We start from the raw sequence: 12,908 nt of genomic DNA, 5'->3' as shown, positions 1-12,908 counted from the left end.
AAATCACTTTCAAAACGTTCCCCTGCCGATGCAGAGATTATGCTTAGCGGCCTTTGAACTCCGGCGCGCGCTTTTCTTTAAACGCGGTGACACCCTCGAGGAAATCGTGGGAGCGGCCCGCCATGCCTTGGTACTGCGCTTCCAGTTCCAGCGCGGTGAGCAGGTCGCTCTCCGCCCCTTGATAGATCGCGCGCTTGGTCAGACCCAGCGAGTAGGTCGGGCCGTTCGCCAGACGCTTGGCAAATTCTTTCGTCGCAGCTTCCAGCTCGTCTGCCGGAACGACTTTGTTGACCATGCCGATGCGCAGCGCTTCGTTCGCGTCGATCACATCGCCGGTCAGCGCCAGTTCCATCGCCTTGCCGGTGCCGACCAGACGGGTCAGGAAGTAGCTCGCACCGGAGTCCGGCACGAGGCCGATCTTGCAGAACGCGAGGGTGAATTTGGACTTGTCGGACACGATGCGCAGGTCGGCCGCCAGAGCGAACGAGCAGCCCGCGCCTGCAGCCGCACCGTTGACCGATGCGATGATCGGCTTGCGCATCGTCTGCATGCGGATGATCAGCGGGTTGTAGCGCTCGCGAACCGAGTTGGTCAGGTTGGTCGTCAGGTTCACGTCGCCGCGGTCGTTCAAGTCTTGCCCGGAGCAGAACGCGCGGCCCGTGCCGGTCAGCACGACGGCGCGGACGTTGTCGTCCAGTTCCGCTTTTTTCAAAGCGTCATACAGTTCGTCGCCCATCTGTTGGTTGTACGCGTTCATCACGTCCGGACGGTTCAGCGTGATCGTCAGCACACCGTCTTCCAGTTGATAGAGAATCGTTTCGTACATCGGTCGAACCTCCTCTTATGCTTCCGTTACTTCTGCAAACCAGAACTTGACCAGACCGCCTGCGAACGATTGCAGATCTTCACCCGCCGCTTTGCTTTCCGGCGTTTTGAAGGAAGCTTTCAGCGTGTCCATGCTCTCAAAATACATCTCGGCCATCAGGTAGTACTCCGTCTCGCCGCCGCGCAGATCGAAGAACTTGGAAACCTCCGTCTTGACGAGGCCCGGGGTCTTCGCGTTCAGCGCGAGGTGCGTGCCAAAGTAGTGAGCGTTGAACGCTTCGATATCTTCCGGCTTTTTGTACAGCGCGATCATTTTCACCATGTGTAAAAACCTCCTGGGAATGAAAATCTGTGGGGTACCTCAGTTTGAATCTGCAATCCGCTCGCGAATCTTCTCTTTCGGGAGCACCGCCTGCACGACGAGTCCTTTGCCGATTTTGACATCTCCCGAATAGACTTCCACAGCGGTCACGATCTTGCGCGGGGAAAACTCCTCGACGGTCGCCACCGCCCGCACCACCGCTCCGACCGGAGCCGGCGCGAGGTGATGGACCGTCACCGAGACCCCCATGCCCTCTTCGTGCTCTTCTAAGTACGGGAGGAGGATCTTCCGCGCGGCATGCTCCATCTGGTGGACCATCGCCGCTGTCGAGTACACATCGTGCACGACGACTCCGTCAAACTGCGGTCGCATCTCCGAGGTCACCGTAACGGTCACCTCTTGTTGCAAACCGACATCGAGTCCGGCTTTCATCGTCCCGCTCCCTCCCTGTCGACTGGTCGGTCGAAAAAGTCCCTCAAAAAAGGCGGCGTTTCGACCTTCGGCAGCGACTCGCCGCACACCGCTTCGAAAAAGCGTTGCGCCGGCGCGTTCAGCTCGCGGTACCAATCGCGAAACATTTTCGATGCCCGTCGCCCGGCCCACTCCGTTTCGAGGAGTTCATCCGGGAGACCTGGATCGACAAATAAAAATTTGCGGTATTCGTGAACGAGCAGCGTCTTCAGCACAAACGCCTGCGCGTCGCTGAGCGTGCCCTTCCGCGCGTCTGCCATACGTATTTCAAAATCATCGATAAATTCTTCATAAAGCGCTTTCATCTCGTCCACAGGCCAGCACTTGCGCACCAGTTCGCGGTCGCTGTACGGACCGACGTTGTCGGCGACAAACATCTGCACATGCTCCTCCAACTCATACTGTTGGAGCAAGCGGCGCACCTGCCGCAACCGATCAAACGGCGCGATCCACGCGTTGCCGTTCAACGTGCCGTAGCCGAGCCACGCCATCTCTTTGCGCAGTTTCTCGCGGATCTTGCGGTGCGACTCCGGGATGCTGTAGTGAAACAACCGCCACTTGCCGTCCCAATCGGAGCCTTCCACCGCATAGATGCGGTCGGCCGCCTCCTCAATGCGCTCCTGTCCTCTCGGGGACAGCGAGTAGTAACTCGCTCGCGCTTCACGGCGGGACGTCAACCAGCCCTGCTGGCTCATCCGGTGCACAGCGGCCCGGACAGCGCCTTCGGTAAAGCCAAACTCGGCCATCAACCGAATCAGCCCGGAGATCGGCACCTCACCGCCATAGTAGCGGATCGGGTCCCCGTATAGCGTAAAAAGCAAAGACCAAGGTCGCATTTCCTACACCTCTGTCTCCATTATATATTACGAATTTGCGTACATTCAAGATTTTTTCGTCATGTCTAAAAAATAAGAGTTTGGAGAAAACTGGTATCGGAATCAAAACTCGTTCATAGACTGTTCGAGGTGTTAAAAATACGAGGTGATTCGACATGCTCCGAGTACGCCGGTTTTTGACCGCGCGAGTCTGGCTGGAGTCTGCGCAGGCTGCACTTTTGTGCACCATCGTGCTGGTGCTGAACGTGCTGGCCGGATTGATCGCGTTCCAGTTTGTCTATAACTTTTGGCTCGGCGTCTTCTTTTTGGCGTTGATGCCGACGTGGCTGGCCTGCTTTGGCATCTGTTTTGCCCTGCGCTGGCGGTGGCATGAGATCTCGCTCGGGGCGTTTACCGCCCTGTTCTGGGCGATGTACCTCTACGTCGGCGACGTGGAGTCGTTCCGCTACCGCACCGTCTCCTCCGCCATGTTCGCCACCGGCGGCGTCCTCGCCGTCTCCGCCGGCTACGCGACGGGGCGTTTGGGCCACAGCATCCTGCGCGGCCTGCAAAACGCCTTCAACGCCCGCGCTGCCAAACTGGAAATGAAAAAAAAGACCGAGTCCCTGTAAAGGAATCGGTCTTTTTGCCGTACCTGCACGAGCCAAACGCGAATATCGTACGTGCTCACCCTGATCTCACGTTCACCCTGATTTCGCGCTCGTCCTGCGTTTATATCGCTCTTCGCGATCTTTAGATCACGATCTTGCGCTCGCGAAGGTTTTCTTCCATCGCCGCGTTCATGTTTTCCAGGCATTCCATCGCTTCTTTGAAGTCGCCTTTTTCCTTGTAGATATCGCCGAGGATCGAGTACGACTTGACCAATTCGCCAAACGACTGCTGATCTTGGTACACCACGACGGCACGCTTCAGCGAGTCGATCGCCTGTTCCAAATTGCCGCGAGCCTGTTCGATCTGACCGTTCATGCGGTACACATGCGCGCGGTCGGAGTTTTCCTCTGCAAAATAAGTCAGCGCGTCTTCGCAATGCTTCAACGCTTGCTCATACTGCTTGTCTTGGATCAGCAGGCGCGCCAGATCGCTGTGCAATTGGCCGATCTCATACAGACAACCGATCTCGCGGTAGTCCTCCATGCAGGTCGCCAGCACGCGGCTCGCCTCTTCGAGGTTGCCCGTCTCGCCGGACACGATGCCGTACTTGGCCTTCACATCGATGGTCAACTTCATATGGTTCAGCGATTCAAAGATCGACAGCGCATACTGCGAGTACTCCGCCGCCTTCTCAAACTCGCCCATCTCCCGGTAGGTAAAGCCGAGTTGGAGGTAGATGTCCCCGATCTGCTTGAACTGGTTGGAACCGTCCAGCAGACCGTCCGCCTCTCTGTAGTAAGTCAACGCCTCCCCGTATTCGCCCAGCTTGTAATACACCGAGCCGAGGTTCTTGACGATCTTCGCGTGCAGATACAGTTCGGCTGTCTGCCCCTTTTTGATCATCTCATGCGCTTTCTTCCAGTAGTGGATCGCAATCGGATAGTTCTTCTCTTGGAACGAGATCTCCCCGAGTTGATTGAGCACCAACAGCGAGATGCCCACATCATTGCGCGCCATCGCCGAGTCGAGCACGCTTTCAAACCGCTCGGTCGCCTTCGCAAACTCACCGACGTTCATGTGGCACTCCGCGATGTCGTACGCGACGTCGATCGACGACACGTGCGGCGACGGATTTTCCTCCAGGTCGAGCAACATCGGCACCGCTTTTTCATAGTCTTTGTTCGCCATCAACGCGCGCGCGATTCTGTACACGCTCACTTTTTCCATTTGCGTCTCGGTGTCGGTCAGGAAATATTCAATCGGCGTGTCCAATTTTTCCGCAATGGAAGACAGCAGGCTGTGCGACGGGTTTGCCTTGTCCGATTCGATCTGCGAAATCATCGACGGCGTGACGAGACCGGCGCTCAGGTCGCTCTGCGTCAAACCTTTTCGAATTCTCAATTCGCGGATCTTCTGTCCCAAGGTGGCTTTCATGATGTGAGTTCCTCCCTTATCTAAGCACTTATAGCGTGATTTTCATTTATTTTTGAGTCAACTGGTTTTAAGCGTCTATTCAATCTTAGTTTTATTATAATGTTTGTCATAGAACTGTCAACCTTTTGCGCCACCGACTTTACATTTTAAAGTCGATCCGAATCACCTTGCACTCTTAGTGAGCGCTCAGCCAATCGCGGTTGTAGGGCTCTCCACGGCTTGTTATACTAATTCTAAAGCTATTCGTCTACCTTTGGAGGTACTGACATGAACGAACTCTACCGCGACGCCACACTGGGCGACATGATTCGCGAGCGCCGGACGACGCTCGGCATGACCATGCGCGAGTTGGCAGGGACCACTCTCTCGCCCACCGCCGTCAACAATATTGAAAAAGGCAAGATCAACCCGACTGTCGACACCTTGCTTTACCTGTGCGAAGCCTTACAGCTCGCCCCCGAACAAGGGCTGGTCTTTTACCCGGATATCACCAAGTCTGCGGCCGCTCTTCTGCAAATCGTCGAGAAAAAGATGGAAGTCGGCCAAATCGACGAATCGATTGCGCTCCTGTATGACATCTACTGGGTCGCCACCGAACAATCCGCACCCGATGAGCTGATCGCCAAAGTACAGTACAAACTCGGCATCGCCTTCGCCCGGCTCGGACGCTTCGAGAGCGCCCGCAACGTCATGAACGAAGCGTACAAGCACTACCTGATCCACCGCGACATCGCAGGCCAGATCCGCTGCCTAAACCAATTGGGCAACTATTCCCTCGCCGAGCGGCACATCAACATCTCGATCTCGACCTTCCGCCAAGCGGTGGAACTGGCGCACCGCTATCAACTCACCGACGAGCAAGCCGGCGAGACCCTGATAAACCTCGCAAACGCCTACTTTGTGCACGGAGACCTTGACGAAGCGCTGTACTTCCACCAGCGCGCCGATCTGCTCTTTCGCCAGTTGAACGATGCGGACAACCTCAACCGCAATCGCATTCGCCAAGCGGTCGTGCTGGTCGCTCTGGAGCGCGCAGACGAGGCGTACGAGCTTTCCACGCAGGCGCACGACTACTTTGCCGCCCGGCAGGACAACGCCCGTCTCGCGGAGGCTCTGCGCGTCCTCGGTGACATCCTCTGCCATCGCGAGGAGCATGCCGCCTCCCGAGAAACGTACCTGCAAGCGTTGGAACTGCAACGCGGTGTCGATCCCGAGTTGGTCTTTCTCGTCGAGACGCGGATCTCGCATCTCGAACTCAAGCTCGGCCACACCGCGCTGGCCCGCCGCTATGCCCGCTCCGCTCTCGGAAGGCTCCGGGAACCGCATCGACGCGCGCGCGTGTATAAACTGCTCGCCCAGTGCGACTATCAGTCCCGCGACATCGAGGGCTATATCGACCACATGACCCACGCCCACGAAGCGATGCTCGCCGCAGGCGATGGGCAGGCAGCCGCCTTGATCCAATGCGAAATCGCCGACGAAACGAACGACCTCAACCTGATGCGGTCGGCCACACGCACCTTGCGCCAATTGTACGAAGACAGGCACCGCCATGATCACTAGTTTGGAAAATCACTCTTACATAGAGTGATTTTTTTGTGCGAACACCCGTTTGTAAACCGCGTTCGTTTCGATCGTCCGAGTTAGTTGATATAATGCTATTAACACCATACTACAAAATTGCTTTGTAGTACAACCACCTTAGTAAAAAATGGTGAAAAAGACCTAGCAAAATAATAGTAAACTTTCACACTAAGGGACTATTATCATCGCCTTGCGTTAATTTTGGAGATAATTAGTTTTCAATATGGCTTTATGATTTCCTTGCCACTCGCATCTTTCATTTACAAGGCGCAGCATCCAAAACCGCTAACATTTCAAGCGCAACCGAATTTATTCGATAGTCTGCGCTCGATTTAATTTTGTTTACAAAAATCCATCACCTATGTTATCCTGCAATATATTGGAGATTCTATGAATGGACAGGAGGGATCAAGAGTGGAACAATCCTCGGCCTATACACTAGGGGAGAAGTTGCGTGAGCTGCGTCAGGCTCGGAAATGGACGCTGAATGAACTGTCCCAGCGGTCCGGGCTCTCGATCAGCCACATCTCGTCGCTTGAGCGCGGCACTCGCACCAAACCCTCGATGGAGGTCGTGCGCAAACTGGCGAATGCGCTGCAGATTCCGGTGCATCACCTGCACGATGACGGGGTGGGCGAGCGCGATCTGTACACGGAGGCTGACCGCATCTTGTCCCGTTTCGCCCCTGATACGCAAGCGTTTCTGCTGAAAGAAGAATCGGTACCCTACATCTTGTTTGCGAAGCGTATCTATGAGTTGAGACGAGATGAGCGCGGCATCATCAAAGCGCTGGACGAATTCCTCGACATGATTCGCGCCACGCCTGATCTGCACCCGCTGGCCGAAGTCACGCAGGCAGATGACTAATACACACAAAAACCCACCGCATCCAACAGGGCGCGGTGGGTTTTTGCTTTCTTTGATGGCTTGCACGAAAGGAGTGCATACACGTAATGCAAAAAAAGCCCGGATCATAACCCGGGCTTTTGATTGTTGTGCGATGGACGATTACTGAGCCGGTTGACCTTCTGCACCTGCAGGCGGTGCTTCCGGAGTCAGAACGTCTTTGTATTGCTGATCGCTGATGTTGATCTTCTCTTTGGTGCGCAGTTCGTTGATCAGATCTTCGTACGGCTTCGCTTTTTGCTCTTTCAGGGTCTTGGTGATCTGCTCCTTCGACTCATCGAGGGTCGGGATCTTAGCTTCTTTCTTCTCGAGCACCTGAATAATGTGGAAACCAAACTCCGACTTGACCGGCGCGTTGACTTCGTTGATCTTGCCTTCAAACGCGACTTTTTCAAACTCCGGCACCATTTGACCTTTGCCGAAGAAGCCCAGGTCGCCGCCTTTCTCTTTGGAGCCCGGATCTTCAGACAGCTCTTTCGCGAGGGTTTCGAATTGGTTCGCGTCCGCTTTCAGCTTCTCGTAGGTTTCTTTCGCCTTCGCTTCATCCTTGATCAGGATGTGACGCGCATGCACTTCTTCACGCTGGCCGAGGGACTCTTTGTTTTTGTCGTAGTACTCTTGGATCTCTTGATCGGTGATCGTCACGTCCTTGGTCGCGATCTTTTGTGCGAGCAAGGTGGTGGTGATGTCGTTTTTCAGATCTTCGATGGTGGTGTTGTATTGCTTCAGTGCATCTTCAAATTGTTTCTTGTCGTTGTTGAAGCGCTCTTTGACCAGCTTGTCAATCTCACCTTGGATCTCGGCATCGGTCACTTCGATCTTCAGTTCTTTCGCTTGGTTGCGGATGACTTGGTCATCGATCATGCGCTTGAGAACTTCTTTGCCTTGCATCTGCTCCAGTTTGGAGTGCAGTTGGCTTTCCGTGATCTTTTCGCCGCCTACGGAAACGACCGTCTTGTCCGTGTTTGCGAAGAACCAAATACCGCCGACTACTACTGCGCCAACAACTGCGCCTGCAATCGCTTTTTTCATGATTCAGTGCCCCTTTCTGTTATCCCAGCCGGGCCGATATAAAGAAAGATCGGCACCGATTATTTTTTATTTAACTAACAAGATGATTCATTACCTTCATCCTAACACGTATCTTACCACATGACCCCGTGGTTTGTCCTCACTTTGAGGAAAAATTCAGATGATATTCAGCTACCAACACTGGATATCATATCCGCCCCCTGCCCCGACCGCCGTTCCGCCTTGCCCTGCCAGATGCCAAACGCGACATAAAGCAACAACATGCCGGCGATCGACCAAGCGAACGCATGAGCATTCACCTTGTAGATCAACAGCCCGGTCACCGACGGGCCGAGTAGCGAGCCGATGCCGTAGATCATCGTGTAGAGCACATTGCCGGTGGCGAGGTCTCCGCTTTCGATCAGATCTCCGAGGTAGGCCAGCCCCAGCGAATAAAACGATCCCAACGCTCCGCCGATGCCAAAAAACACACTCATCAGCATCCACTCGCTGTCAGCAGCCAGCGGCACCAACAAAAAGCCGGCAAGCCCGACAGACGCTGCCAACATCAACGCCGGCCGACGGCCCCTGCGATCCGAGAGCCAGCCGAGCGGAAACTGAAACACGATCGAGCCTGCCACAAACACAGACAACGTCAACGAGATCGACGCATCGCTCATCCCAAGCCTCGACCCATAGATCGGAAAGTCGCCGACCAGCGCGCCGTCCAGATACCCGTAGACAAACGATGCCAGCATCGCGAACGGAGCCACCCAAAAGATCCGCCACCACCGCCGCACTTCCGAACCTTGCCCCGGCTGCACCGGTTCGAGCTGACTGCCTTCATCCGAGGCGCGCCACGTCAACACCAACGGGATCAGATACGACACCGCACTGACGGCAAAAGGCGCTGCCAGCGCATATTCCGCCAGGTTGATCCCCTGCGGCCCGACCATCATCCCGATGGCGATGGCCAGTCCGTAAAAAGCAAAGACACGCCCACGATTGTCGGCCGTCAAGATGCGGTTGAGCCAGATCTCAGTGGCCACAAACAACCCGGCCAGCCCGATGCCCAGCACCAGCCGAAACGCGACCCACGCATAGAGGTTCTGCCAAAGAGGGAACGCTACTGTCATCAGGATACACAGGATCGTGGAATAAAGAATCGTCCGTCTGGCCCCATACCTGCGCACCACCCGCTCGATAAACGGAGACGCCACGATCACACCGAGAAACAGCATCGTCGTGGATACGCCGTTGAACAAGGCACTGACCCCTTCACGCTCCAGCAACAAGGCGAGCAGCGGAATGATCAACCCTTGACTCATCCCGACGATCCCGATCGAGACGAGGATCGCCAGCAATCGCATCCTCATGCAAGAAACAGCCCCCTTCATACAAAAATGCGATCAGGCTCACAGAACCTGACCGCATTTCTTCTTTTATGGTCGGAATGCAGAGATTCGAACTCTGGACCTCTCGCTCCCAAGGCGAGCGCGCTACCAAGCTGCGCTACATTCCGATGTTTGTGTAAAAATGGCGTGCCCAGAGAGATTCGAACTCCCGGCCTTTTGATTCGTAGTCAAACGCTCTATCCAGCTGAGCTATGGGCACATGATGTGATACAGTGTGGGGTTTGGTGGGCCCACCAGGACTCGAACCTGGGACCAACCGGTTATGAGCCGGCCGCTCTAACCAACTGAGCTATAGGCCCGCAGCAAACGTGCGAGTTTTGAAATGGAGCGGAAGACGGGATTCGAACCCGCGACCCTCGCCTTGGCAAGGCGATGCTCTACCCCTGAGCCACTTCCGCATGAAGAGCAACAGAATCTAGTATATCATACTAGCCAATATTGCGCAAGGTTATACTTGGTGCGATCAACAGGACTCGAACCTGTGACCCCCACCATGTCAAGGTGGTGCTCTACCAACTGAGCTATGACCGCATCTGGAGGAGGTACCCGGATTTGAACCGGGGGTCAAGGATTTGCAGTCCCATGCCTTACCACTTGGCTATACCTCCGAAAAAAATGGTCGGAATGCAGGGATTCGAACCCTGGACCTCACGCTCCCGAAGCGTGCGCGCTACCAAGCTGCGCTACATTCCGATATTATTTAATGAAGAAAAAATGGCGTGCCCAGAGAGATTCGAACTCCCGGCCTTTTGATTCGTAGTCAAACGCTCTATCCAGCTGAGCTATGGGCACGCGACGTAATGGATGACGGAGTGTCGGTGTTGCGGCAAGGATGCCGCGGTTTTAGCCGACGTTCCTTTAAAAAATGGTGAGTCATGAAGGACTCGAACCTTCGACCCGCTGATTAAAAGTCAGCTGCTCTACCAACTGAGCTAATGACTCGTGCATGGTGGAGAGAGAAGGATTCGAACCTTCGAAGCTTTCGCAACGGATTTACAGTCCGCCCCAGTTGGCCACTTTGGTATCTCTCCGTGTTGTGATGCGTGGTGTTTTCTTTCGTGTCAGCCAGTGTCTCGCGGCGACATGAGTAATAGTATCATGTTCAGGGCACCAACACAACTCTCTTCCGTGGCAAAACGGAACAAAATTGCGGACATAGGTAACATAACGAATTCACAGTGCTTTTTTCTTGCTCTTTCATTCGATTTCACAGTACTTCACTCCGCGCGGGAAAAGGGGAAGCTGAACGTGTCAGCCTCCCAGGTTTGGATCTCCATGCTGCTCTTCAGTTTGTCGGTTTGACGGTGTTCTCCAGATCCTGACGGTGCAAGAGTTCTGCTGTGTCCAAGTGGCAGGCTGCATCGCCCGATTGCGTCCCCCCGGCGACAGGTTGTAACAGATCCCGACCGTCAGGTATGCCTTGTCCGGACGCAACACTTTGTTGGTGACTGTTGCGTTGTTCACTCGCAGGAGATTTGAGCACCGCGATACGTCTGGCCCGTGTAAGCCAATCCCTTGTCGTAGGTATTGTTTTCAGTCAAGCGCATCATTTCTGCATTTCGCACGTACACTCCAGCACTTCGGGCGTTTTTAATCGTGATGTTGTACTTGTAGAAGTCGTTCATCCGAATGATTGTGTCATTGCGCGCCCCATGGAACATGACGCCCTGCAAATCGCCGGCCGAAATTCGCGGCCCTTCGCATCAATGGTGTTGTCGATCAAGTCGATGTTGTCCATGTATTGATGGAACGTAATCGCTCCCGTCGCTTGTTTCAGCGTGCTTTGGACGCCTGTGTAGCGGTCGGTGGTGTTGCTCGCAGTGAGGATGTTGGCCGATGGCAAATCCGCATGAAGGCCCCACAGATCGATGCCTACCAGTGCTGCACCTGTGATCTGGTTGTTTTTGATCGTGATGTCACGAAGTGCGATTTTTTCTGTGCTGTTGATGCGTTGGTCGGGATAAATCCGGTGATGCCGCGCAGAGAGTACACGGTGTTGTTGGTGACGGTGACTCGCGACTCACCCGACATGGAGATCGCCGATTTTTCCGGTTGGGAGGTCCAGCCGTAGTACGGCATGCCTTTACATGTATTCCTGTCAATCAAGACATCCGTCGCTTCCTCTCCGACTGTCGCCGCATCCCCCCCAACGGTCAAAGAGGATGTTGGTGCTGGGGTCGTAGCTCAGTGCATTGCCGCCGTTCGTGTCGTTGGCGTTGGTCCCTCCTGTTGCAACCCTATGCCGGCGATGTTGACACCTCAGTCTTCGAAGACGTTGTTGTGGAAGGTGATGTTGTTCGACCAACGAACGTCCACCGCACGATAGCCGGTGTTGGTGAATTTGACACGTTCAACGTGCAGATTGCTGGCGTGATCGACGACACTCCCTGTCGAATACATCCCGGATTCGGCATACGACGGCTGGCTGACTTTGTTGCCCGTCGATCGTGGTGCCGCTGATGTGGAGCTTGGTGGTCTTGCTGCAACGGCTGTCGAGCATCATTCCGGCAGGGTTGACGGTGCCTTGGGTGAAGTCATCCGATTTTTTAAATGTGCCGGTACCGTTGATGGTCAGTTGGATGGGCAGGCTGCTCGCTTTGGAGAATCGTTTATGGAATTTTGAATTGCTTGGGTGTCGTCTGTCACGCCGTCGCCGACTGCGCCGTACGCGGTGTCACGGAGATTTACTTGAGTCGTCGTTTTGGGTTGGGTGATTCGAGTGTTATGCGGCTGGAGAGACAGACAACTGGGGGATTGCCTTACGGTTGTCGTTAGATTGACAAAAAAGGCCAGATCCTAATGGATCTGGCCTTTTTTCGATAAGAAATACGCCCCGCGACGACCTACTCTCCCAGGACCCTGCGGTCCAAGTACCATCGGCGCTGGAGAGCTTAACTTCCGTGTTCGGGATGGGAACGGGTGTGACCTCTCCGCCATTGTCACGAGACGTTTTCTAGAAATCATGGTGCGGTCAAGAGGACTTGAACCTCCACAGGGTTGCCCCTACAAGAACCTGAATCTTGCGCGTCTGCCAATTCCGCCATGACCGCATTTGTAAATGGAGCGGAAGACGGGATTCGAACCCGCGACCCTCGCCTTGGCAAGGCGATGCTCTACCCCTGAGCCACTTCCGCATGTTTGGGTGTAGTGATGGTGGTCCGAGCGGCTGGGGTATCCCTTGCCCCGCTCAAACACGTTTTGGCAAAACCAGCCAAAACAACTCGCTCCTCCAAGGGACACCCCAACCGCTCGGGCGGGTGTCAGGTGCTGGACGGGTTGATTTGGGAGTTCGGTGTTCCCTGAAAACTGGATGCGAATGTTATATGAGTTAGGCTGACGCCTATTTTTAGGATAAGCCCTCGACCTATTAGTACTGGTCAGCTGAGTGCCTCGCGGCACGTACACCTCCAGCCTATCAACCTTGTCGTCTACAAGGGGTCTTACCACGTTGACCGTGTGGGAAGTCTTATCTTGAGGTGGGCTTCGCGCTTAGATGCTTTCAGCGCTTATCCC

Annotated in this window: 13 protein-coding genes, 12 tRNA genes and 2 rRNA genes; 5 read left to right on the top strand and 22 right to left on the bottom strand. The window is 54.8% G+C overall.

What is annotated here, in order from left to right; genetic code table 11:
* Positions 1-43 precede the first annotated feature (43 nt).
* From OS242_RS19985 to paaX, 4 genes are read right to left on the bottom strand one after another with little or no spacing between them, the layout of a single operon-like run.
* Positions 44-826 (bottom strand): enoyl-CoA hydratase-related protein, encoded by a 783-nt coding sequence (locus tag OS242_RS19985; protein ID WP_267153442.1) that lies wholly within the window; start codon positions 824-826, stop codon positions 44-46.
* 15 nt (positions 827-841) lie between these two features.
* The gene (locus tag OS242_RS19980) at positions 842-1,147 is read right to left on the bottom strand and encodes an EthD family reductase (protein ID WP_267153441.1); all 306 of its coding nucleotides are present in this window, start codon (positions 1,145-1,147) and stop codon (positions 842-844) included.
* A 39-nt stretch (positions 1,148-1,186) separates the two neighbouring features.
* Positions 1,187-1,579 carry a thioesterase family protein gene (locus OS242_RS19975; protein ID WP_267153440.1) on the bottom strand — a complete coding sequence of 131 codons (393 nt, stop codon included), beginning with the start codon at positions 1,577-1,579 and terminating at the stop codon, positions 1,187-1,189.
* The gene (paaX, locus tag OS242_RS19970) at positions 1,576-2,454 is read right to left on the bottom strand and encodes a phenylacetic acid degradation operon negative regulatory protein PaaX (RefSeq protein ID WP_267153439.1); all 879 of its coding nucleotides are present in this window, start codon (positions 2,452-2,454) and stop codon (positions 1,576-1,578) included. The genes OS242_RS19975 and paaX overlap by 4 nt, the downstream gene beginning before the upstream one ends.
* Before the next feature lie 155 nt (positions 2,455-2,609).
* On the opposite strand from paaX, the gene OS242_RS19965 reads away from it, so the two are divergent.
* Positions 2,610-3,065 (top strand): hypothetical protein, encoded by a 456-nt coding sequence (locus OS242_RS19965; RefSeq protein WP_267153438.1) that lies wholly within the window; start codon positions 2,610-2,612, stop codon positions 3,063-3,065.
* Between the two features lie 121 nt (positions 3,066-3,186).
* Here the strand turns inward: OS242_RS19965 and OS242_RS19960 are convergent, their stop codons facing one another.
* Positions 3,187-4,479, bottom strand: a complete 1,293-nt coding sequence (locus tag OS242_RS19960) for a helix-turn-helix domain-containing protein (RefSeq protein WP_267153437.1) — start codon at positions 4,477-4,479, stop codon at positions 3,187-3,189.
* Between the two features lie 267 nt (positions 4,480-4,746).
* On the opposite strand from OS242_RS19960, the gene OS242_RS19955 reads away from it, so the two are divergent.
* Both OS242_RS19955 and OS242_RS19950 read left to right on the top strand, forming a co-directional pair.
* Entirely contained in the window at positions 4,747-6,042 is a 1,296-nt protein-coding gene (locus OS242_RS19955) for a helix-turn-helix domain-containing protein (RefSeq protein WP_267153436.1), read from the top strand.
* A 435-nt stretch (positions 6,043-6,477) separates the two neighbouring features.
* The gene (locus tag OS242_RS19950; RefSeq protein ID WP_267153435.1) at positions 6,478-6,930 is read left to right on the top strand and encodes a helix-turn-helix domain-containing protein; all 453 of its coding nucleotides are present in this window, start codon (positions 6,478-6,480) and stop codon (positions 6,928-6,930) included.
* Between the two features lie 141 nt (positions 6,931-7,071).
* On the opposite strand, the gene OS242_RS19945 is transcribed toward OS242_RS19950, so the two are convergent.
* From OS242_RS19945 to OS242_RS19890, 12 genes are all read right to left on the bottom strand, one after another.
* Positions 7,072-8,001, bottom strand: a complete 930-nt coding sequence (locus OS242_RS19945) for a foldase protein PrsA (protein WP_267153434.1) — start codon at positions 7,999-8,001, stop codon at positions 7,072-7,074.
* Between the two features lie 167 nt (positions 8,002-8,168).
* Positions 8,169-9,356, bottom strand: coding sequence for an MFS transporter (locus OS242_RS19940; RefSeq protein WP_267153433.1), 1,188 nt, complete (start codon positions 9,354-9,356; stop codon positions 8,169-8,171).
* 69 nt (positions 9,357-9,425) lie between these two features.
* Positions 9,426-9,502: transfer RNA gene (locus OS242_RS19935), tRNA-Pro, on the bottom strand.
* 15 nt (positions 9,503-9,517) lie between these two features.
* Positions 9,518-9,594 (bottom strand) — tRNA-Arg (locus OS242_RS19930).
* A 23-nt stretch (positions 9,595-9,617) separates the two neighbouring features.
* Positions 9,618-9,694, bottom strand: a tRNA-Ile gene (locus OS242_RS19925).
* 24 nt (positions 9,695-9,718) lie between these two features.
* Positions 9,719-9,793, bottom strand: a tRNA-Gly gene (locus tag OS242_RS19920).
* Between the two features lie 57 nt (positions 9,794-9,850).
* Positions 9,851-9,926 (bottom strand) — tRNA-Val (locus OS242_RS19915).
* Positions 9,927-9,929: 3 nt separating this feature from the next.
* A tRNA-Cys gene (locus OS242_RS19910) sits at positions 9,930-10,003 on the bottom strand.
* Between the two features lie 8 nt (positions 10,004-10,011).
* A tRNA-Pro gene (locus tag OS242_RS19905) sits at positions 10,012-10,088 on the bottom strand.
* Positions 10,089-10,110: 22 nt separating this feature from the next.
* Positions 10,111-10,187: transfer RNA gene (locus OS242_RS19900), tRNA-Arg, on the bottom strand.
* Positions 10,188-10,261: 74 nt separating this feature from the next.
* Positions 10,262-10,337 (bottom strand) — tRNA-Lys (locus OS242_RS19895).
* 5 nt (positions 10,338-10,342) lie between these two features.
* A tRNA-Tyr gene (locus tag OS242_RS19890) sits at positions 10,343-10,426 on the bottom strand.
* 713 nt (positions 10,427-11,139) lie between these two features.
* Here OS242_RS19890 and OS242_RS19885 point away from each other — a divergent pair.
* A complete protein-coding gene (locus OS242_RS19885; protein WP_267153432.1) occupies positions 11,140-11,466 on the top strand; it encodes a hypothetical protein in 327 nt (108 codons plus the stop codon).
* Positions 11,467-11,654: 188 nt separating this feature from the next.
* Here OS242_RS19885 and OS242_RS19880 read toward each other — a convergent pair whose 3' ends face one another.
* On the bottom strand, positions 11,655-11,795 hold the full coding sequence (locus OS242_RS19880; RefSeq protein ID WP_267153431.1) for a hypothetical protein: 141 nt from the start codon (positions 11,793-11,795) through the stop codon (positions 11,655-11,657).
* A 34-nt stretch (positions 11,796-11,829) separates the two neighbouring features.
* Here OS242_RS19880 and OS242_RS19875 point away from each other — a divergent pair, with 34 nt between their 5' ends.
* On the top strand, positions 11,830-12,018 hold the full coding sequence (locus OS242_RS19875) for a hypothetical protein (RefSeq protein ID WP_267153430.1): 189 nt from the start codon (positions 11,830-11,832) through the stop codon (positions 12,016-12,018).
* Between the two features lie 207 nt (positions 12,019-12,225).
* Here the strand turns inward: OS242_RS19875 and rrf are convergent.
* The 4 genes from rrf to OS242_RS19855 form a co-directional block, all read right to left on the bottom strand.
* A 5S ribosomal RNA gene (gene rrf / locus OS242_RS19870) occupies positions 12,226-12,342 on the bottom strand.
* 16 nt (positions 12,343-12,358) lie between these two features.
* A tRNA-Leu gene (locus tag OS242_RS19865) sits at positions 12,359-12,445 on the bottom strand.
* 9 nt (positions 12,446-12,454) lie between these two features.
* Positions 12,455-12,529 (bottom strand) — tRNA-Gly (locus OS242_RS19860).
* 213 nt (positions 12,530-12,742) lie between these two features.
* Positions 12,743-12,908: ribosomal RNA gene (locus tag OS242_RS19855) — 23S ribosomal RNA — on the bottom strand; the annotation flags it as partial.

The sequence above is a fragment of the Tumebacillus lacus genome (assembly GCF_026410385.1).
In the GTDB taxonomy this organism is placed as follows: domain Bacteria; phylum Bacillota; class Bacilli; order Tumebacillales; family Tumebacillaceae; genus Tumebacillus; species Tumebacillus lacus.
Note: the sequence above shows the minus strand (reverse complement) of the source record. Positions and strands in the feature narration are given on the sequence as shown.